Here is an 18707-nt window from a genome sequence, read left to right as displayed (position 1 = left end):
GAGAAGGATAGAAAATTGTCAGTGACGACGCCGAAAGGCCCGCAGCTTGCGGTGCTGCCGACCGCAGCCGAGGATGGAACGCGCATCAAGGCGCAGATCCTGCAGCCGTCGGGCTGGCCGCTGCCGAAGGGCTATGCCAACGGCATCGCTGCCGAGGGACGCATTGTCGTCACCGGCGGGGTGATCGGCTGGGACGCAGAGGAGCGTCTCGCGGACGGCTTCGTCGCGCAGGTGCGACAGACCCTCGGCAACATCGCCGCGATCCTGGCCGAGGCCGGGGCCCGGCCAGAGCACCTCGTGCGGCTGACCTGGTACGTCGTCGATATGGACGAGTACCTGGCCAATCTGAAGGAGCTCGGCAAGATCTACCGCGACGTCTTTGGAACGCACTATCCTGCGATGGCCCTGGTTCAGGTCGTTCGTCTCGTCGAGAAGGCGGCGCGCGTCGAGATCGAAGCGACCGCCGTCATTCCGAGCTGAACCCTGCGGCGATCAGCCTCTCTTGATCAGCTCGCTTTGGCGAGTTCGTCGTCTTCGGGCGAGTTCAGATAGACGCCGGATATGGTGTCGACCCAGCACAGATGGTCGTGCACCTTCTTCACGCCCTCGACGTTCTCCGCGACGACGATTGCGGCCTGCCGTGCGCGCTCTTCGGTGATGACGCCGCTGAGATGAACGATACCGTCGCGCACGATGACATTCAGCCCGAACGGGCACCAATCGTTCCTCTCCATGGTCTCGATGATGCGGCTGCGAATGTGGTCGTCATCGGCGGTCGGATCCGGCACGTTGCGGGCGAGCTCCGCAACCGCCTGCAACAGATTGGCGCGGGACACGATCCCGACGACCTTGTCGCCGCGCACGACCGGCAGCCGCTTGACGTTGTTCCGCTCCATGAGATCGACGATCTCCGCGAGCGCGGTATCCTCCGTGATGGTCACGGGCGAGTCGGTCATCACTTCCGAAACCTTGCGGCCGTGCTCGTGGACGAAGTCGCTGGCGGATTTGTCCGGACCAAGGATGAATCGCAGCCAGCGCCCGCGCTTGCGCCCGGTGCCGATTTCGCTGCGGCGGATGAAATCTCCCTCCGACACCACGCCGACCAGCTTGCCGGTATTGTCGACCACGGTGAGGCCGCTGACATGTCGCTTCAGCATGATGTTGGCCGCTTCGACGATGCTGGTGTCGGGGGTGACCGAGATGACCGACCGGGTCATGATCTGGTGGGCGCGCATGGACAACTCCGCTGGCATGTCAACTTCAATGCGCAAAGCCTAGTCAATCCCTCGGAGTGCGATTTGACCCAGGTCAAGCGGCCAAAACTTGCGCCGATCGACCGATCGTGGTCCGCGCAGCGGTTTGATGCAGCTCAACGCGCGGCGGAAGCGTCGCCATATCCTGCCGCAGGCATAGAATGGAAGCCCGCAGGAACAATCAGCCATGAGCGTCGTGAAGATATTCCCACGGGCCGAAGCGCCGCTGCAAGCTCCCGCCGCCAGGCCGGCCGCCGAGACTGCCGAAAGGGTCGCAGGAACGCCGGCTGACTGCAATTGCCCGCAAGCAGTGGAATCCTATCCGCTCGATCGCGCGTTTCACGCCACGCTGGCGCGGTTCACGGGCGGGATCTCGCCAATGGCCTTGTCGCTCGCCTGGCTCGATTGGGGCGCGCATCTTGCGGCGGCGCCTCAGCACCAGATGGAGCTCTCACGCAAGATCCTCCGCGATTCCGGCCAATTCCTGGAAGCTGCCGCGCACGCGACATTTCAGGAGCCGTGGTCCGTCATTCGGCCGCAGCAGCGGGATCGCCGCTTCAAGGACCGGCAATGGGAAGCCGCGCCGTTCAATCTGCTTGCGCAGGCGTTTCTGCTCACCGAACGTTGGTGGCACGATGCCACGACCGGCATACGCGGCGCCTCCCACGCAAATCAAGCCATCGTCGAGTTCTCGATGCGCCAGATGCTCGACATGCTGGCGCCCTCGAACTTCGCGGCCACTAATCCGCAGGTGCTGGAAAAAGCGTTCCAGAGCGGCGGCGAGAATTTCGTGTTCGGCTGGCAAAACTGGTGCAGCGACCTGATGCGCCTGCTCTCCGGCTCGAAGCCGGCGGCCGAGGATCAGTTCGTCGTCGGCAGGACGGTGGCAGCCTCGCCCGGCAAGGTCGTCTATCGCAACAGCCTGATCGAGCTGATCCAGTACCATCCGACGACTGCGCAGGTGCGGCCGGAGCCGATTCTGATCGTGCCGGCCTGGATCATGAAGTACTACATCCTCGATCTGTCGCCGCAGAATTCTCTGGTCAAATACCTGACCGCTCAGGGCTTCACAGTCTTTGCGATCTCCTGGCGCAATCCGGATGCGAATGATCGGGATGTTGCCTTCGACGACTACCGCAAGCTGGGCGTGATGGCCGCGCTGGACACGATCGGCCAGATCGTGCCGGACCGGAAGATCCATGCGCTCGGCTATTGCCTTGGCGGCACGTTGCTCTCTATCGCCGCGGCGGCCATGGCACGCGACGGCGACAGCCGTCTCGGCACCGTCACGCTGCTCGCCGCGCAAACCGATTTCACCGAAGCCGGCGAATTGACGCTGTTCATCAACGAGAGCCAGGTTGCCTTCCTCGAAGACATGATGTGGCAGCGGGGTTACCTCGATACGACACAGATGGCGGGCGCGTTTCAGCTGCTGCGCTCCAACGAGCTGATCTGGTCGCGGCTCTCGCGTGATTATCTGATGGGCGACGGCTCGCCGTCGAGCGACCTGATGGCCTGGAATGCCGACGCCACGCGGTTGCCCTATCGCATGCACTCGGAGTATCTGCGCCAGCTGTTCCTGAACGACGATCTGGCGGAAGGTCGCTATCGCGTCGAATGCCGGAGCGTCTCGCTATCCGACATTCACACTCCGATGTTCGTCGTCGGCACGCTCGCCGATCACGTCGCGCCTTGGCGGTCCGTCTACAAGATCCATTATCAGGTCGATGCCGACGTGACGTTCCTGTTGACAAGCGGCGGTCACAATGCCGGCGTCGTGGCGCCTCCGCAGGAGGAGGGCCACTTCTATCAGGTGCTGACCAAGGCTGCTGATGCGCCCTATGTCGGTGCTGACGAATGGTTGAAGCTGGCCCCGCGCGTTGAGGGTTCGTGGTGGCCGGAATGGACCAATTGGCTGACAGCGCGCTCCGGCGCGCTCTGCGATCCCCCGCAGATCGGGCTTGCTGGCGCCCTTGGCCTGCCCGATGCGCCAGGGGACTACGTCCACACCTAGAGCATGATCGGGAAAAGTGTGAAGCGGTTTTCGGAAAAGATCATGCTCAAACAACAGCCTAAAGCACGATGACGATTCATCCTTATCGCATCGCGCTTTAGGCCTCCGGCTCCGAACTCGGCGCGAGATCCGAGGAGCCGAACGGCTTGGTCTTGTCCAGTTTGCGGTAGGCCTTCGAGGCCTTCCGCAACAGCTTCTTTTCCCGCTTGCGATCGAGAAATCGATTACTGGCTTCGAGGCCGGCGCCATTCAGCGACGCCGCCAACGCCTGTCCCCGAGCATCATCGTTCAACTGACCGAGCGACCGTTGTGCCTTGCGCAATTGCTTGAGGATGGACTTCTGCTTGATCGCCGCCCCATCGGCAAACAGATCCGCAAGCGACTCCACCGAATAGGTCATTCGCTTGTTGAGGAGCCGCAGCTTGTGACGTTTCTCGACATCGAGCTTCTTCAGCTTCCGGGCCTTCCTGAGCAGCGTCGTCTCCCACTCGGTCAGCCGCTCCGTCGCATGGTCGGCGAGGGTGCGGCGGCGCAGCCGGATGGCTTCCTTGCTGCGGCGGGTCGACCAGGGGCCGCTTTCGATCCACGTTGAGGTCTGCTCGATCAGGCGGCGATACCGCGCCGATTGCAGCGCGCGCGCCAGCAGCCGGTGACTCTCCCCGCGTTTCTCGTCCCAGCGCTGAAGCTCGGCAACCACGGCAAGCTCGGCGCCACTCTCTGCGACGATCCGCTCGATGGCCACGTCGAGGTCCCGCACCATGCCGAGCTGGCCGTTCAGCCATTTCAGCTCGGCCCAGACATCCGGCCGCAGCGTATCGTCGACCATCGGCGAGAAGAAGCGGATGGCAGTCCGCAGATGCGTCAGGGCGATTCGGATCTGGTGCAGCGCATCGGGATCGCCGCGGCAGGTGCCGTCGTGCTGGGCGATCACCGCGTCGAGGTGTCGGCGGGCGATGATCCGGAAGGCCGTGTCGCAGGCCATGCCGGGGCTGAGGCGGGCGGGCAGCGCGTTTCGCCGCGTTGCCGGCTTGGCATGCGTGGTTGGAGTCGAGCGCGTGGTGGGTCGCGACTTCCTTGTCCGCATCAATCAGATTGCCTTGTTTGCCCCTCAGCGATGACGTTCCGGCAGTTCTGCAGCGTCTGCTGCTGTGTCCCGGATGCATCGATGGTCGCCCAGTCGACACGGCCGATATTATAGTGCTCTTGCAGCGCGGCAACCTCCGGCGTGGCGTCCGATGCGTCTCCCCTGCGGCCGCCGATGCGCGCCTGTCGGGTCGCGAGGTTCGCGACCAGGAACAGCCCGTTCAACGCCACGTTGCGCTCGCGCGCCAGCGCCGCAATCGCGTCGCGTTCGTCCTCGCGCGCGAAGACGCCGTCGATGATCGCCGAATGGCCCTGCGCCAGCACCCGCCGGGCCTGCTGCACCAGCGTGTCGTAGACGTGGGCCGTGACCTCCGGCGTATAAGCTGAAGGCGGCAGGCGATGGGTATCCTCGACGGCGAACATCTGCTTGCGGACGAGATCGCTGCGCAGCACGACGGCGCCCGGCTGCGGTGCGACGACCGGCGCGAGCGCGTGCGCCAAGGCGGTCTTTCCGGTGCCGGACAGTCCGCCGACGGCAATCAGACGCGGAGCAGGAGGACGGATCAGCATCCCCGCGAGTGCGAAATAGCGTCGTGCCTGATCGAGAACGCCGGGACCGTCGGAATGCGGCCGCTTGAGCCGGGCCAGGGTCACCTGGGCGCGGATCGCCGCCCGGATCGACATGAACAGCGGGAGGGTCGAGAGCGCGTCGAGATTGTCGGTCGACGTCGCGTCGAGATAGCGGTTCAGCACCATGTTTGCCGCGCCCGGCTGATGGTGCTGCAACAGGTCCATCAGCGTGAATGCGAGATCGTAGAGCACGTCGACCGTCGCCATCTGCGCGTTGAACTCGATCGCATCGAACAGCACGGGACGATCATCGATCATGACGATGTTTGCCAGATGCAGATCGCCATGGCAGCGGCGCACGAAGCCACGGCGGCCGCGCTCCGCGAGCAGGGGACGAATACGCTGATAGGCCGTGTGCGAGGCGTTGCCGAGTTGCTTGATCTCGTCTGCGCCGAAATGGCCACCGGCCCGCAGACCATTCGTGTTGCCGTCGATCAGCGCCGGGATGGAGGAGACCCACGCTTGTCCGTCGGCGCGTGGCACCGCCGCGTGCGAAGCCGCGATGGCGTCAGCGGCGGCGGAGGCGAGCTTCGCATCCAGCGGGCCAGCCTCGGCCAGATGATCCAGCGTCCTGCTTTCGTCGAAACGCGACATCTCGACCGCATATTCGATCGGCCGCCCGGTGCCGTCGACCTTCACCGATCCATCCGGCTCTTCCGTGATCGCCACGACGCCACGATAGATCTGTGGGGCCAGAGGCTGGTTGATCCGGATCTCCTCCTCGCAGGCCGCCTTGCGCTTTTCCAGCGTCGAATAGTCGAGGAAGGGAAATCGGACGGCGCGCTTGATCTTCAGCGCGCGGTTTGCATCCAGGAACACCGAGGCAGCATGTGTGTCGATGCGCCTGACGCCGGGATGGTCGGTCAGCATCGCAAAGATGCGCTCCTGAGCCGCCGTGTCATCCTTCATCGAAGCGGCCATGGCAAGCACCATCAGGGCGTCAGCACGGCCGCGCCGAGGATCTGGCCGTTGCGCAGCATGGTCAGGACCTCGTTGGCCTGATCGAGCGGAAACGCCGTCGTCTCGGTGCGCACGCCGGCTTGCGGCGCGACCTTGAGAAAATCGAGGCCATCCTGCCGGGTCAGATTGGCGACCGAGACCAGCTGCCGTTCCTGCCACAGCAAATCATACGGAAAGCTCGGAATGTCGCTCATGTGGATGCCGGCGCAGACGACGCGACCGCCTTTGCGCACGGCGCGCAACGCCGCCGGGACCAGCTCGCCGGCTGGCGCGTAGATGATCGCGGCGTCGAGCGGCTCGTCGGGCACCTGGTCCGATGAGCCCGCCCAGACGGCGCCGAGACGGCGTGCAAGGTCTTGCGCAGCGGCATCGCCAGGGCGCGTGAATGCATGGACGGAGCGTCCCTGCCAAACCGCGACTTGCGCAATGATGTGGCCGGCGGCCCCGAAGCCATAGAGGCCGAGCCTCTCGGCGGGGCCGGCAAGGACCAGCGAGCGCCAGCCGATCAGCCCCGCGCACAGCAGAGGCGCAATCTCGACGTCGCTGCCGGTCTCGCCGAGCGGAAAGGCGTAACGGGCGTCGGCGATGGTGTGGGTCGCGTAGCCGCCATCGCGCGTGTAGCCGGTGAACAGCGGCGCGTCACAGAGATTTTCCATGCCCTCCCGACAGAAGCGGCACGTCCCGCAGGTGAAGCCGAGCCAGGGAATGCCGACGCGGTCACCAGGCGCATGTGTCGTCACATTCGCACCGACGAGGTCGACGCGGCCGACGATCTCGTGGCCAGGCACGATCGGATAGCGGATACCGGGCAGCTCGGCGTCGACGAGATGCAGATCGGTGCGGCATACACCGCAGGCGCTGATCTTCACCCGGATCTGACCCTCGCCAGGCATCGGGTCAGGCCGCTCCTCCATCTGGAGCCGCGCTCGTGGGGCCGGCAACACCATCGCACGCATGTCTATCTCCGGGGCGAACCGCTCCGACTGAACTATCCATAGAATGGCCGAGTGGCCAGTCCTTGACGTCAGTCAACGCCTGTTCCCCCGGGTGATCGGACGGAGTTTCCCCCGGTCTTGACGAGGATCAAGAGATTCGACGACAGCCGGCCTATGATGGTGGCTCTGGAGAATTCCGATGCCCATCAAGGATGTGTTTCTGCCCCTTGTCGGCCAGCCGCGCGGGCCAGCCCTGGTTGCGATCGAGAAATGCGTTTCTGTCGCCGCCGATCTCGGTGCCAGGATCACCGCGCTCGCGCTCGAGGAAGATGTTTTCGAGCGGCCGAAGGTGATGCTGCCTGACGATCGCGAGTTCGCGCCGGCCAGCCTCGAGGCGAGCGACATGGAGCAGCTGCTGAATGCCTTCACCGATGCGGCTTCGCGCGCCAACATCCGTGCCCAGAGCCGATCGGGCAAGGTGCCCGCGGATCAGATCGGAGCGATCCTGGCCGAGCATGCTCGCTTCAGCGACCTCACGCTGGTTCCCGTGAAACCGCACGACAGTCGAACGGAAGCCATCATCGAAGCGCTGCTGTTCGGATCCGGACGGCCCCTTCTGCTCTGTCCCGAACATCGTGCCGACGAGCTCCGGCCAGAGTTCGAGCACGTCGTGATTGCCTGGGATCATTCTGCACGGGCCGCGCGTGCAGTCGGCGATGCGTTGCCCGTTCTTCAGGCGGCCAGCTCGGTCCGTGTGCTGACCGTGGCTGAGGACAAGACCGACGCGATCGTCCAATCCGGAACAGCACTCGTCGGCCATTTGCGGGAACACGGCGTCTTTGCCTCCTTCGAAACCACGAAGGGGGGCGGCAGCTCGACCGGCAAAGTATTGGGAAGCTGGGCGAATTCCCATGGCATCGATGCGATCGTGATGGGTGCCTATCATCATTCGCGCCTGAACGAGATCGTGTGGGGCGGTGTGACAAAGACCGTCATTGGCCAGCCACCGTGCTGGGTTATGATCTCGCACTAGGCATGTTCTTCCAGCCTGATCCTCAATCATCGGAACCGCCGCCGGCGCGGCGCATTTGTTTTCATGTCGACTTATCGTCTGAACAACCTGCTGTCGCCGCGCTCGGTCGCGCTCGTCGGCGCGAGCGCGCGTCCGGCGTCCGTGGGACGCGCGGTCCTGGAGAACATCGGCAAGGCCGGCTTCAAGGGGCGGTTCGGCCTCGTTAATCCGCGCCATGCCGAGATCGGCGGCATCGCGGCGGTGAAGAGCCTGGACAGGCTGGACTTCGTGCCCGAGCTCGTCGTCGTCACCGCGCCTGCGGGCGAGATTCCAGGCATCGTCGAGCAGGCCGGCCGTCGCGGGTCTGCCGGTGCGCTGATCGTCTCGGCCGGGCTCGGCCAGGGACAGGGATCGCTGCACGAGGCGACCAGCGCTGCCGCGCGCAAACACGGCATGCGGCTGATCGGGCCGAACTGCCTCGGCATCATGATGCCGGGCGTCAGCCTGAACGCCAGTTTCGCCGCGCACATGCCGGGGGCCGGCAACCTCGCGCTGATCTCGCAATCCGGCGCCATTGCTGCCGGCATGGTGGATTGGGCCGCGCAGCGCGGCGTCGGCTTCTCCGGCATCGTCTCGATCGGCGATCAGATCGACGTCGACATTGCCGATCTGCTCGACCATTTCGCGATGGATCACAAGACCCGCGCGATCCTGCTCTATATCGAGGCGATCAAGGACGCACGCAAGTTCATGTCGGCGGCGCGCGCGGCCGCGCGGGTGAAGCCCGTCGTCGTCGTGAAGTCCGGCCGCATGGCGCAGGGTGCGAAGGCCGCTGCCACGCATACCGGGGCGCTCGCCGGAGCCGATGCCGTCTATGATGCGGCGTTCCGCCGCGCGGGTGTGCTGCGGGTGTCAGATCTGCGCGAGCTGTTCGATTGTGCCGAGACACTCGGCCGCGTCGAATCGCCGACCGGAAAGCGTCTCGCCATCCTGACCAATGGTGGCGGCATCGGCGTCCTCGCCGTCGATCGATTGGTCGAGCTCGGAGGTATTCCGGCGACCATCTCGACGGAAGCGCGCAAGAAGCTCGATGCGGCGCTGCCGCCGACCTGGTCGGGTGCAAACCCCGTCGACATCGTGGGCGACGCCGATGCGGCGCGCTACGCGGCGGCGCTGGAGGAACTGCTGGCCGACCGCGACAACGACGCAGTCCTCGTCCTCAACGTGCAGACGGCGATCGCCTCGGCCGCCGAGATCGCCAAGACCGTGACGGAGCTCGTGGCCAAGTATCGCGAGCAGCACCGCCGATGGGCGAAGCCCGTGCTGGCGGCCTGGATCGGCGCCGATCAGCACATCATCCAGGCACTCTCCAGTGCCGGCGTGCCGAACTATCCCACCGAGGACGATGCCGTGCGCGGCTTCATGCATTTGGTCCGGCACCGCGAAGTGGTGGAGGAGCTGAGCCAGGTGCCGCCCGCGATGCCCGATACGTTCGTTCCGGATGCCAGGGGAGCGAGAGAAATCATCACGGCCGCGATCGCGGACGGCCGCCAGTGGCTCGAACCCGTCGAGATCAAGCACCTGCTCGAAGCCTACGACATCGCGATGGTGCCGACCTATGCGGCAGCGGACGTCGAGCAGGCGGTGACCTATGCAAAGGACATCTTCGCGCAAGGCGAGACCGTCGTGCTGAAGATCATGTCGCGGGACATCACCCACAAATCCGACGTCGGCGGCGTCGTGCTCAATCTGACGACCCCGGAGGCCGTCCGTACGGCGGCCGCCGACATTCTTGCGCGAGCGAGAAAGCTGCGGCCCGAGGCGCGCATCGGCGGCGTCATCGTCCAGGCGATGGTCGTCAAGGCAAAGGCGCGCGAGCTGATCCTGGGCCTTGCCGACGATCCGACCTTCGGCACGGTGGTGGTTTTCGGCCGCGGCGGCACCGCGGTGGAGATCATCAACGACAAGGCGCTGGCGCTGCCGCCGCTCGACCTGCAACTGGCCCGCGATCTGATCGACCGCACGCGCGTGTCGCGGCTGCTGAAGGCCTATCGCGACGTGCCGGCGGTCAAGCAGGACGCCGTCGCCATGGTGCTGGTCAAGCTGGCGCAGATGGCGGCCGACATTCCCGAGATCCGCGAATTCGACATCAACCCGCTGCTGGCCGACGAAACCGGCGTGACCGCGGTGGATGCCCGCGTCGCGGTCGGGCCGCCGCAGCGGAAGTTCGCCGGCTCCGGCCCTGCCAATTTCGCGGTCCGTGCCTATCCATCGCAATGGGAGCGCCGCATCAAGCTCAAGGAGGACTGGCGCATCTTCGTGCGGCCGATGCGCCCCGAGGACGAGCCGACCATCCACGAATTCCTGCGTCACGTCACGGCACACGACCTTCGCCTGCGCTTCTTCGCCCCAATGAAGGAGTTCACCCACGAGTTCATCGCGCGCCTGACCCAGCTCGACTATGCGCGCGCGATGGCCTTCATCGCATTCGAGGAGGCCAGCGGCGAAATGGTCGGCGTGGTCCGGCTCCATTCCGACTCGATCTACGAGACCGGCGAATACGCGATCCTGCTGCGGTCCGACCTCAAGGGCAGGGGGCTCGGCTGGGCCCTGATGCAGCTGATCATCGACTACGCGCGGTCGGAAGGATTGAAGACCATATCGGGCGACGTACTGCAGGAGAATACCGTGATGCTCGACATGTGCCGGCAGCTCGGCTTCGAGGTCAAGCCGGACCCGGCCGAGCCTGAAATCTGCGACGTCAGGCTGAAGCTCTGACGTCCGGACCTGCGCGCTGAATCATGCTTGTGGCACGACGGAGGTGTACTCCCCTCTCGCTTTGCGCACTGAGTCCTTGCGGCGCAGGCGCGTTGCGCGCGAATGCGAATTTCGAAAATGTCCATAAGGGTTTATGCGTAACCGCGTCGCGATGGTCGCGGCCTTGCAGGCCGTGACGCTCGTGACTGTTGCGATGATGCCAGTATGCCACTGTTTTGCCCGACGCGCCAGGATTTATTTCGAAAATCAGAAATATGCTTTGCTCGTCCCGCAAGTCCTTGTTCTGACAGGGGCGGTCTACTGTGCATGGGGTTGTTTTCGAATTTTTGTTGGGAAACAGCGTTCTGCCGTAGCAGCCCCCGACCCTCATCCTGAGGGCCGCCAACGGCGGGCGTCTCAGGAGCGCGCCTCGGACGAATTTGCCTCATCGGACGTCCTGGCTGTCGGTCGCAGAGTCTTGATGATGATCGCGATCAGCGGCACCAGCACCGGCACGATCGTGCTCAGCGGATGATGCACCGCGCCCGACACCTGGGCCTGGAGTGCTCGTGCCTCGAGCTGGAGGGCTTCGATGGATGTGTCGTGAATTTCGTTGGCGAGCTCGATGTCACGCCCCGACGGGGAACGGCCGGCGATCAGGAAGAGAGCGGCCGCGATGACGAAATTGACGGCGCCGAGGATGGCAGCCGCGGCAATCGCGCTCCAGATCTGCACCAGCGCGAAATAGGCCGACAGCTCCAGCATCAGCAGCCCGAACGCGGCGATGAGCGCCGCGAAGGCGCGCAGGCCGAGGCCGATCAGCAAATGGCGCAGCCTGATGTCCGCGATGATCCTGTCGGTGCGCCACAGCACGCGCAGATGTTTGACGACATTCTCGGTATTCACCTAGTGTCTCCTCAGCATGAAGCCGACAACCACGCCCAGGGCGAAGGCGGAGGCGAGCGAAGTGATCGGGCGCTCTGCGACGAGGCCCTGGAGTTGCTCCCCCTCTTGTTCGACGGTCTCGCCGAGCTCGGCGAGCGCGGCCCTGATCTGATCGGCGAGCGCTTCGGTGCGGGCTTTCGAGCTCTCGAACATATCCTCGCCCGCGGTGCTCAACAGGCGCGTGACGTCGACCTTCAGGGCCCGCAATTCCTCGCTCATCCTGTCACTGTCGAACATGGATTTGGTGTCCTCATTGCATCCGAGCCAGCCTAAGACCGGCCCGCGCGATCGCGCTTGATTTGCGTCAAGAGGCTGAGCCCGTTCAGGGTCTTGAGACAGGTCAATCCGGCCGCCACATGCTGGCCTAGAAATGCCGGCTGAATGGGGACCAATTGTCCCGATGAGGTGGAAAGCGTGAACCACGAACCGCTGCTGCACGCGACGCCGTCCGGCGACGTGCTGAAACTGCGCCCCGAGGGTCCATGGACCGCCGCGAACGTGGTGACGCTCGAGACTCTGTCGCGGTCGGTCGGGACCGACGTCGATCGCTCGCGCGCCGTAACGCTGGACATGTCGGGCATCAGCGCGCTCGATACGCTCGGCGCCTGGGTCCTGGAGAAGCTGTCGCGCAGGGCTGCAACGTCAGGCAGGTCGGCCGAGTTCGTCGGCGTCGCCGATCATTTCAGCGGGTTGATGGACGAGGTGCGCCAGGTCAATCGCCACACGCCGGCTGCGAGCGCCGCGCCCAATCCGGTTCTGGCGAGGCTGGGCGAGCTCGGCAAGTCCACTGTCGGGGCGCGGGAAGACATCACGATCTTCCTGCAGATGCTCGGCGCCTTGTTCATGGCCATCATCGGTGTGCTGCGCCGGCCGCGTTCGCTGCGGCTGACCTCGCTGGTGTATCAGCTCTACCGCATCGGGTGGCAGGCGATCCCCATCGTCACGCTGATCACCTTCCTGATCGGCGCCATCATTGCGCAGCAGGGCTTCTTCCACTTCCGCAGATTCGGCGCGGAATCGTATACGGTCGACATGGTCGGCATCCTGGTGCTGCGCGAGCTCGGCGTGCTGATCGTCGCCATCATGGTCGCGGGGCGGTCGGGCAGCGCCTACACCGCCGAGCTCGGCTCGATGAAGATGCGCGAGGAGATCGATGCGCTCTCGACCATGGGGCTCGACCCGGTCGACGTCCTGATCCTGCCGCGCGTCGCGGCGCTGGTCATTGCACTGCCCATCCTCACCTTCATCGGATCGATTGCCGCACTCTATGGCGGCGGGCTGGTCGCGCAGCTCTATGGCGACATGGGGCCGGCGATCTACATCGCGCGGCTGCACGAGGCCATTTCCGTCGCGCATTTCGAGGTGGGCATCCTGAAGGCGCCGTTCATGGCGCTGGTGATCGGGATCGTGGCCTGCAGCGAGGGATTACGTGTCAAGGGCAGCGCGGAGTCGCTGGGGCGGCAGACCACGACGTCGGTGGTGAAGTCGATCTTCCTGGTGATCGTGCTGGACGGCCTGTTCGCCATCTTCTTCGCTTCGATCGGAATGTGACGATGGAAGAGCCGCAAGATCAGTTCGCGATCCGCGTCCGCGATCTCGTGGTCGGATTCGGCCGCCAGACCGTGCTCGACCATCTGTCGCTCGACGTCCGTCGCGGCGAGATTCTCGGGCTGGTGGGGGCATCGGGCGGCGGCAAGTCGGTCCTGATGCGGACCATCATCGGCCTCATCCCGCGCCGGAGCGGGACCATCGACGTCATGGGACGGCCCGCCGGCAACCACGGCCGCGGGGCGGCGATGGCCTGGGGCATCCTGTTCCAGCAGGGCGCGCTGTTCTCCTCGTTGACGGTGCGTCAGAACGTCCAGTTTCCCTTGCGCGAAAATCTCGTCCTGTCGCAGGAGCTGATGGACGAGATCGCGATCGCCAAGCTCGAAATGGTCGGCCTGCGTGCCGAGGACGCCGACAAATATCCGGCGGAGCTGTCCGGCGGCATGACCAAGCGCGTGGCGCTGGCGCGCGCGCTCGCGCTCGATCCGCCGATCCTGTTCCTGGACGAGCCGACCTCGGGCCTCGACCCGATCGCCGCCGGCGAGTTCGACGCGCTGATCAAGACGCTGCAAAAGACCCTGGAGCTCACGGTGTTCATGGTGACCCATGACCTTGCGAGCCTCACCACGGTCTGCGACCGCGTCGCCGCGCTCGCCGACGGCAAGATCGTGGCGATCGGCCCGATGCGCGAATTGCTGCAATCCGAGCATCCCTGGGTGCGCGCCTATTTCCACGGCAAGCGCTCGCAGATGCTGCAACACGAGATGAGATGAGAGATGGAAACCCGCGCTCCCTATGTGCTGATCGGCAGTTTCGTGCTGGCCGCGATCGTCGCGGTGTTCGGCTTCGTCTATTGGCTGAACAACACCGGCGGCATCGGGCCGCGCACGAACTACCATGTGCAATTCCAGGGTCCGGTGCCCGGCCTCCTGGTCGGCGCCGGCGTGCTGTTCAACGGCATTCGGGTCGGGGAGGTCACCCAGCTCGGGCTCGCGCCTGATAACCCGCGCTTCGTCAATGCAACGATCTCCGTTGCAACTGCGACGCCGGTACGTGCCGACACCAGGGTCGGCCTCGAATTCCAGGGCCTGACCGGCGTTCCCGTGGTGACGTTGGAGGGCGGCGTGATCGTCGCCAAATCCGGCGAGCTCCCGACCTTGGTCGCGGACGCGGGTGCCGGCCAGAGCATGACGCAGGCGGCCCGTGATGCGCTTCGGCGGGTCGACACGGTGCTTCAGGACAATTCCGGCCCGCTGAAGGACACCATCGCCAATTTCAAGACCTTCTCCGACGGGCTCGCGCGCAACACCGGCAAGCTCGACGGCATAGTCGCGGGGCTCGAGAAGATGACCGGCGGCGGCTCGCCTGCGCAGAAGATCACCTTCGATCTCCGTGCGCCCGATAAGCTCGGTCCGGCCGGCAAGACATTGTCCGAGCCGTTGGCGATCCCTGAGCCGACTGCGGTTGCGATGTTGCAGACGCAGCGCATGTTGTTCTCGCCGGTCAAGGATTATCCGGGCTTCGCCGAATTTCTGTGGGCCGACAGCATTCCAAAATTGTTGCAGGCGCGGCTGATCGACAGTTTTGAGAACTACGACATCGCGCACGCGCCGCTGCGCGCGACCGATATTGGTCAGGCCGGCTACCAGTTGCTGATCGACGTCAGGCGCTTCCGTGTCGCAACCGACGGCGAGCCGCAGGCCGAGATCGCGCTGTCGGCACGGATCGTCGACAAGGCCGGCAAGGTGATCGCCTCGCGCATGGTGGAGGCCAGCGAAAAGCTCGACAAGATCGAGCCGGCGGCGGCGGTCGCGGCGTTCAATACGGCCTTCGGTCGGATCGCCAAGGAGCTGGTCGGCTGGACGGTGCAGGCCGTGTAGCGGCGGCTATCGTTCCAGCGTCTTCAGGTAGGATAGGATGTCGTGGATCTGGTCCGGGCTGAGCTCGAAGGCCGGCATGTCGGCATGTCCGGTGTAGATCCCCTCGGCCAGCGCTTCACCAAGGCTGTTGATCGGGTAGCGCCGATGCAGGTTGCGTAGCGGAGGCGCGATCTCCAGCGGGCTCTTGGAGGCGCGGTCGATCGCGTGGCAGCGTGCGCAATGCGCTTGGGCAAAGGCCTTGCCGCGTTGTTCGGCGGTTGGAGCCGCTAGCGCAGGCGTGATCAGAAGCAGCCCAATCAGGCCGTGACGCAGTGCGCTTGGCAGCATGGAAAAATCATCCCGTCGAACCGTGGATGCAGAATATGACGGGGATACCGCTCAAATTTGATCTGGGTCAATCGGCTGCGGCACGGTGCAGTAAAATGCAGTCGCGCGGTGGACTCGGCCTGACGTCGGGAGCGGCCGACGCGGGGAGCGGTGGATGAAGCCTTTCGTGGTCACGAGTGAGCCGAACGGGCATTTTTGCGACGATTGCGCCGTGCGCGGAGCGGCGGTCTGCTCGTCGCTGAATGCTGCCGAACTCCGGGAGTTCGAGCATCTCGGCCGCCGCGTCCACTTTGGTTCGGGCGAGACGGTGTTTTCCGAGGAGGACATCACGACCTCGTTCTACAACGTCCTCGAAGGTGTCATGCGGCTGTACAAGCTGCTGCCTGACGGCCGGCGGCAAATCGTCGGCTTTGCCTTGCCCGGTGATTTTCTGGGGATGAATCTGTCCGGCCGCCACAATTTTTCAGCCGATGCGATCGGCGAGGTGAACGTCTGCCAATTCCCCAAAGCGCCTTTCGGCCGCTTTATCGAAGACCGGCCGCAATTGCTCAGGCGCATCAACGAGCTGGCCATTCGCGAGTTGAGCCAGGCGCGCGACCATATGGTCCTGCTCGGCCGCCGCTCGGCCGACGAGAAGGTGGCGACCTTTTTGCTCGGCTGGCGTGAGCGGCTGGTTGCGCTCAAGGGTCCATCCGACATGGTCGCGCTTCCGATGAGCCGCCAGGACATCGCCGATTATCTTGGCCTGACCATCGAGACCGTCAGCCGCACCTTTACCAAGCTGGAGCGTCTCGGCGTGATCGAGATCATTCACGGCGGCATCAGCCTGCTCGATCCGGCCCGCGTCGAAGCCATGGCCGCAGCCTGACCTCTCGTCCACGACGCTCTCGGCAATTTGATCCCGATCAATGACGGCGGCCATGCCCCGCAAAATAATGCCGGAGACAAATCCGGGAGGGAATGATGCCTGCTGATGCGTTGCTGGTGACCGTTGTCGTCGTCGCGATCTTCGTCGTGTTCGCCGCAGTTCTGGCCTGGGGTGACCGGCAAACCAGCCAAGGCAGGCTCGATCCGGATTCCAGGCGCTGAAGCCATCAGGTCTGGGTCCGAGTCCAACGCCGCCGGGGCCGATGCTCGCCCAGGCGGGGGCTGGTCTTTGGCAGCGTCACGGCGCAATCGCGGTTTGCGTTACCCGCAACTCTGCGTCGAAGAAGACGCATTGCCGCAGCCTTTCGGCTGCTGACCTCCCCGTTACCGGCCTTTTCGTGGCATTTGCCTCAAATCGGACGCGTGCTTTCCGGTTGAAATGCCTGGTAACGTTGACTACGCAGGAACTCAATGCCTCGTAGTCTTAGGAGCCCCGGCGTGCCTCAGGACAAGACCGGCGATCCCCGACAGCAGGCGGGCAACAAGCTATTGGTCCTGCGCAAGCACCCGATCTTCGCGGATCTGGAGCCGGAAGCGCTCGATCAGCTCTGCCGCTACGCCAAGCACACCACCGTCAAGCGCGGTGCGACGATCGCCGCCAAGGGCGATCCCGGCAACAGTCTGTTCGCGGTGATCGCCGGGACGGTCAAGATTTCCTCCTCGTCGCCCGACGGCCGGAACGCGATCCTCAATCTCATCGGCCCGGGAGAAATCTTCGGCGAGATCGCCGTGCTCGACGGCGCGCCCAGGTCGGCGGATGCGACTGCCAATACCAATTGCGAACTCTACGTCATCGATCGCCGGGACTTCCTGCCGTTCGTGAAGAGCCAGCCGGCGCTGGCGATGAAATTCATCGAGCTGCTGTGCGCGCGTCTGCGCTGGACCAGTCAGCAGGTCGAGCAGGTGATCCTGCAGAATCTGCCGGGTCGGCTTGCCAGTGCGCTGCTCGGTCTCACCGAAGAACGCAAGCTCGATTCCGGCAGCGGCACGCTCGCCATCACGCAGCAGGAAATCAGCGAGATGGTCGGGATGACCCGCGAGAGCATCAACAAGCAATTGCGCGCCTGGGCCGGCCGCAACTGGGTCCGCCTCGAGCACGGCGCCATCGTTGTGCTGGACACGGACGCGCTTCGCGAGCTTGCCGAGAGCGGCCTCGGCGGCGAGTGAGGCCTTTCGCCTAGCCGTCGATGATGGCGATCGCGCGGGGCCTCGATTGGAGCGTCAAGTCACGGGCCAGCGACGTCGAGCCCGCCCGCCATACCCACCATAGTGCGAATTGCGCCGGTCATCGATCGATGCAAGTCTTGCATCGATCGATGCCGGATTTGGCTTGGACAGAGAATGCCGCCCGCCCTAGGGACGACATTGGCGCTTGACTTCACACCTGAAGCGGAGCGACCCAAGGCGGCCTGCAGCCGGGCCGACAACGATAATCAATCCAATCAACCCAGGAGGAAAGCCCAAATGAAGACGCTCACCGGTATCGTCACAGCCGTTGCACTGGCGGTCTCAGCACCCCTGGCCACCGCACGCGATTTCCGCTCCGCCGACGTTCACCCCGCCGATTATCCGACCGTCGAGGCGGTCAAGTTCATGGGCCAGCAGCTCGCGGCGGCGAGCGGCGGCAAGCTCGGCGTGAAGGTGTTTCCGAACGGCGCCCTGGGCTCGGAGAAGGACACGATCGAGCAACTCAAGATCGGCGCGCTCGACATGATGCGGATCAACGCATCGCCGCTGAACAATTTCGTGCCCGAGACCATCGCCCTGTGCCTTCCCTTCGTCTTCCGCGATACGCAGCACATGCGCGCCGTCCTCGACGGCCCGATCGGCGATGAGATCCTGGCAGCCATGGAGCCCGCCGGCCTGGTCGGCCTTGCCTATTACGACAGCGGCGCACGCTCGATCTACACCGTCAAGGCACCGGTCAAATCGCTGGCCGACCTGAAGGGCCTGAAGATCCGCGTCCAGCAATCCGACCTGTGGGTCGGCATGATCCAGAGTCTCGGGGCCAACCCGACGCCGATGCCCTATGGCGAGGTCTACACCGCGCTCAAGACCGGCCTCGTCGACGCTGCCGAGAACAACTGGCCGTCCTACGAGTCCTCCCGGCACTTCGAAGCCGCCAAGTTCTACAACATCACCGAGCACTCCCTCGCGCCCGAAGTTCTCGTGATCTCGAAAAAGGTCTGGGACACGCTGAGCAAGGAGGATCAGGCGATGGTCCGCAAGGCCGCCAAGGAATCGGTGCCCGTCATGCGCAAGCTCTGGGACGCGCGCGAGCAGGCCGCCCGCAAGACCGTCGAGGCCGCCGGCGTTCAGGTGGTCACGATCGGCAACAAGGCGGAGTTCGTCGATGCGATGAAGCCGGTCTACCAGAAGTTCGCCGGGAACGAGAAGCTGCAGAGCCTCGTCAAGCGCATCCAGGACACGAAGTAA

18 protein-coding genes are annotated in these 18707 nt (G+C 64.7%); 11 read left to right on the top strand and 7 right to left on the bottom strand.

Translation table 11 applies throughout. From position 1 onward, the window contains the following. The first annotated feature begins 21 nt into the window (after window positions 1–21). Window positions 22–480 (top strand): RidA family protein, encoded by a 459-nt coding sequence (locus tag BDOA9_RS29740; RefSeq protein ID WP_025037593.1) that lies wholly within the window; start codon window positions 22–24, stop codon window positions 478–480. Between the two features lie 26 nt (window positions 481–506). Here BDOA9_RS29740 and BDOA9_RS29735 read toward each other — a convergent pair whose 3' ends face one another. Next, window positions 507–1235: a CBS domain-containing protein gene (locus BDOA9_RS29735; protein ID WP_025037592.1), complete on the bottom strand. Its 729-nt coding sequence runs from the start codon at window positions 1233–1235 to the stop codon at window positions 507–509. Between the two features lie 205 nt (window positions 1236–1440). Between BDOA9_RS29735 and BDOA9_RS29730 the strand changes: the two genes are divergently transcribed. Continuing rightward, window positions 1441–3267: a PHA/PHB synthase family protein gene (locus BDOA9_RS29730; protein ID WP_025037591.1), complete on the top strand. Its 1827-nt coding sequence runs from the start codon at window positions 1441–1443 to the stop codon at window positions 3265–3267. Window positions 3268–3364: 97 nt separating this feature from the next. On the opposite strand, the gene BDOA9_RS29725 is transcribed toward BDOA9_RS29730, so the two are convergent. Genes BDOA9_RS29725 through BDOA9_RS29715 form a run of 3 tightly spaced genes read right to left on the bottom strand, consistent with a single transcriptional unit; the run spans window position 3365 to window position 6896 of the window. Further along, a complete protein-coding gene (locus tag BDOA9_RS29725; protein WP_025037590.1) occupies window positions 3365–4351 on the bottom strand; it encodes a CHAD domain-containing protein in 987 nt (328 codons plus the stop codon). Beyond that, on the bottom strand, window positions 4351–5889 hold the full coding sequence (locus BDOA9_RS29720) for a bifunctional aminoglycoside phosphotransferase/ATP-binding protein (RefSeq protein WP_025037589.1): 1539 nt from the start codon (window positions 5887–5889) through the stop codon (window positions 4351–4353). The genes BDOA9_RS29725 and BDOA9_RS29720 overlap by 1 nt, the downstream gene beginning before the upstream one ends. 23 nt (window positions 5890–5912) lie before the next feature. Continuing rightward, on the bottom strand, window positions 5913–6896 hold the full coding sequence (locus tag BDOA9_RS29715) for a zinc-dependent alcohol dehydrogenase family protein (protein WP_025037588.1): 984 nt from the start codon (window positions 6894–6896) through the stop codon (window positions 5913–5915). A 178-nt stretch (window positions 6897–7074) separates the two neighbouring features. Here BDOA9_RS29715 and BDOA9_RS29710 point away from each other — a divergent pair, with 178 nt between their 5' ends. Together BDOA9_RS29710 and BDOA9_RS29705 are read left to right on the top strand one after the other, a co-directional pair. Continuing rightward, entirely contained in the window at window positions 7075–7908 is an 834-nt protein-coding gene (locus tag BDOA9_RS29710; protein WP_025037587.1) for a universal stress protein, read from the top strand. A 63-nt stretch (window positions 7909–7971) separates the two neighbouring features. Continuing rightward, on the top strand, window positions 7972–10665 hold the full coding sequence (locus BDOA9_RS29705; RefSeq protein WP_025037586.1) for a bifunctional acetate--CoA ligase family protein/GNAT family N-acetyltransferase: 2694 nt from the start codon (window positions 7972–7974) through the stop codon (window positions 10663–10665). Between the two features lie 396 nt (window positions 10666–11061). Here the strand turns inward: BDOA9_RS29705 and BDOA9_RS29700 are convergent, their stop codons facing one another. Both BDOA9_RS29700 and BDOA9_RS29695 read right to left on the bottom strand, forming a co-directional pair. Next, window positions 11062–11550 carry a phage holin family protein gene (locus tag BDOA9_RS29700; RefSeq protein WP_025037585.1) on the bottom strand — a complete coding sequence of 163 codons (489 nt, stop codon included), beginning with the start codon at window positions 11548–11550 and terminating at the stop codon, window positions 11062–11064. Then, window positions 11551–11826: a hypothetical protein gene (locus tag BDOA9_RS29695; protein WP_025037584.1), complete on the bottom strand. Its 276-nt coding sequence runs from the start codon at window positions 11824–11826 to the stop codon at window positions 11551–11553. A 177-nt stretch (window positions 11827–12003) separates the two neighbouring features. Here BDOA9_RS29695 and BDOA9_RS29690 point away from each other — a divergent pair, with 177 nt between their 5' ends. From BDOA9_RS29690 to BDOA9_RS29680, 3 genes are read left to right on the top strand one after another with little or no spacing between them, the layout of a single operon-like run. Further along, window positions 12004–13140, top strand: coding sequence for an ABC transporter permease (locus BDOA9_RS29690; protein ID WP_025037583.1), 1137 nt, complete (start codon window positions 12004–12006; stop codon window positions 13138–13140). Window positions 13141–13142: 2 nt separating this feature from the next. Further along, entirely contained in the window at window positions 13143–13910 is a 768-nt protein-coding gene (locus BDOA9_RS29685; RefSeq protein ID WP_025037582.1) for an ABC transporter ATP-binding protein, read from the top strand. Between the two features lie 3 nt (window positions 13911–13913). Next, entirely contained in the window at window positions 13914–15017 is a 1104-nt protein-coding gene (locus BDOA9_RS29680; protein ID WP_025037581.1) for an ABC-type transport auxiliary lipoprotein family protein, read from the top strand. A 6-nt stretch (window positions 15018–15023) separates the two neighbouring features. Here BDOA9_RS29680 and BDOA9_RS29675 read toward each other — a convergent pair whose 3' ends face one another. After that, window positions 15024–15344 (bottom strand): c-type cytochrome, encoded by a 321-nt coding sequence (locus tag BDOA9_RS29675; RefSeq protein ID WP_025037580.1) that lies wholly within the window; start codon window positions 15342–15344, stop codon window positions 15024–15026. Window positions 15345–15498: 154 nt separating this feature from the next. Here BDOA9_RS29675 and BDOA9_RS29670 point away from each other — a divergent pair, with 154 nt between their 5' ends. The 4 genes from BDOA9_RS29670 (at window position 15499) to BDOA9_RS29660 (ending at window position 18707) form a co-directional block, all read left to right on the top strand. Beyond that, complete coding sequence (locus BDOA9_RS29670) at window positions 15499–16212, top strand: helix-turn-helix domain-containing protein (protein WP_025037579.1); 714 nt, start codon at window positions 15499–15501, stop codon at window positions 16210–16212. 92 nt (window positions 16213–16304) lie between these two features. Beyond that, window positions 16305–16433, top strand: a complete 129-nt coding sequence (locus BDOA9_RS39920) for a hypothetical protein (RefSeq protein ID WP_256375412.1) — start codon at window positions 16305–16307, stop codon at window positions 16431–16433. 276 nt (window positions 16434–16709) lie between these two features. Further along, window positions 16710–17438 carry a Crp/Fnr family transcriptional regulator gene (locus BDOA9_RS29665; protein ID WP_025037578.1) on the top strand — a complete coding sequence of 243 codons (729 nt, stop codon included), beginning with the start codon at window positions 16710–16712 and terminating at the stop codon, window positions 17436–17438. Between the two features lie 297 nt (window positions 17439–17735). Further along, the gene (locus tag BDOA9_RS29660) at window positions 17736–18707 is read left to right on the top strand and encodes a TRAP transporter substrate-binding protein (protein WP_025037577.1); all 972 of its coding nucleotides are present in this window, start codon (window positions 17736–17738) and stop codon (window positions 18705–18707) included.

Origin of the sequence: Bradyrhizobium sp. DOA9 (assembly GCF_000617845.2) — a bacterium.
Taxonomy (GTDB): Bacteria; Pseudomonadota; Alphaproteobacteria; order Rhizobiales; family Xanthobacteraceae; genus Bradyrhizobium.
This window is presented reverse-complemented; position numbering and strand designations above follow the sequence as displayed.

Coding starts and splice junctions, on each gene's coding strand:
- BDOA9_RS29735 (WP_025037592.1), bottom strand. CDS start 1,235: ATGCGCGCCCACCAGATCATGACCCGGTCGGTCATCTCGGTCACCCCC.
- BDOA9_RS29730 (WP_025037591.1), top strand. CDS start 1,441: ATGAGCGTCGTGAAGATATTCCCACGGGCCGAAGCGCCGCTGCAAGCT.
- BDOA9_RS29725 (WP_025037590.1), bottom strand. CDS start 4,351: ATGCGGACAAGGAAGTCGCGACCCACCACGCGCTCGACTCCAACCACG.
- BDOA9_RS29720 (WP_025037589.1), bottom strand. CDS start 5,889: ATGAAGGATGACACGGCGGCTCAGGAGCGCATCTTTGCGATGCTGACC.
- BDOA9_RS29715 (WP_025037588.1), bottom strand. CDS start 6,896: ATGCGTGCGATGGTGTTGCCGGCCCCACGAGCGCGGCTCCAGATGGAG.
- BDOA9_RS29710 (WP_025037587.1), top strand. CDS start 7,075: ATGCCCATCAAGGATGTGTTTCTGCCCCTTGTCGGCCAGCCGCGCGGG.
- BDOA9_RS29705 (WP_025037586.1), top strand. CDS start 7,972: ATGTCGACTTATCGTCTGAACAACCTGCTGTCGCCGCGCTCGGTCGCG.
- BDOA9_RS29695 (WP_025037584.1), bottom strand. CDS start 11,826: ATGTTCGACAGTGACAGGATGAGCGAGGAATTGCGGGCCCTGAAGGTC.
- BDOA9_RS29685 (WP_025037582.1), top strand. CDS start 13,143: ATGGAAGAGCCGCAAGATCAGTTCGCGATCCGCGTCCGCGATCTCGTG.
- BDOA9_RS29680 (WP_025037581.1), top strand. CDS start 13,914: ATGGAAACCCGCGCTCCCTATGTGCTGATCGGCAGTTTCGTGCTGGCC.
- BDOA9_RS29675 (WP_025037580.1), bottom strand. CDS start 15,344: ATGCTGCCAAGCGCACTGCGTCACGGCCTGATTGGGCTGCTTCTGATC.
- BDOA9_RS29670 (WP_025037579.1), top strand. CDS start 15,499: ATGAAGCCTTTCGTGGTCACGAGTGAGCCGAACGGGCATTTTTGCGAC.
- BDOA9_RS39920 (WP_256375412.1), top strand. CDS start 16,305: ATGATGCCTGCTGATGCGTTGCTGGTGACCGTTGTCGTCGTCGCGATC.
- BDOA9_RS29660 (WP_025037577.1), top strand. CDS start 17,736: ATGAAGACGCTCACCGGTATCGTCACAGCCGTTGCACTGGCGGTCTCA.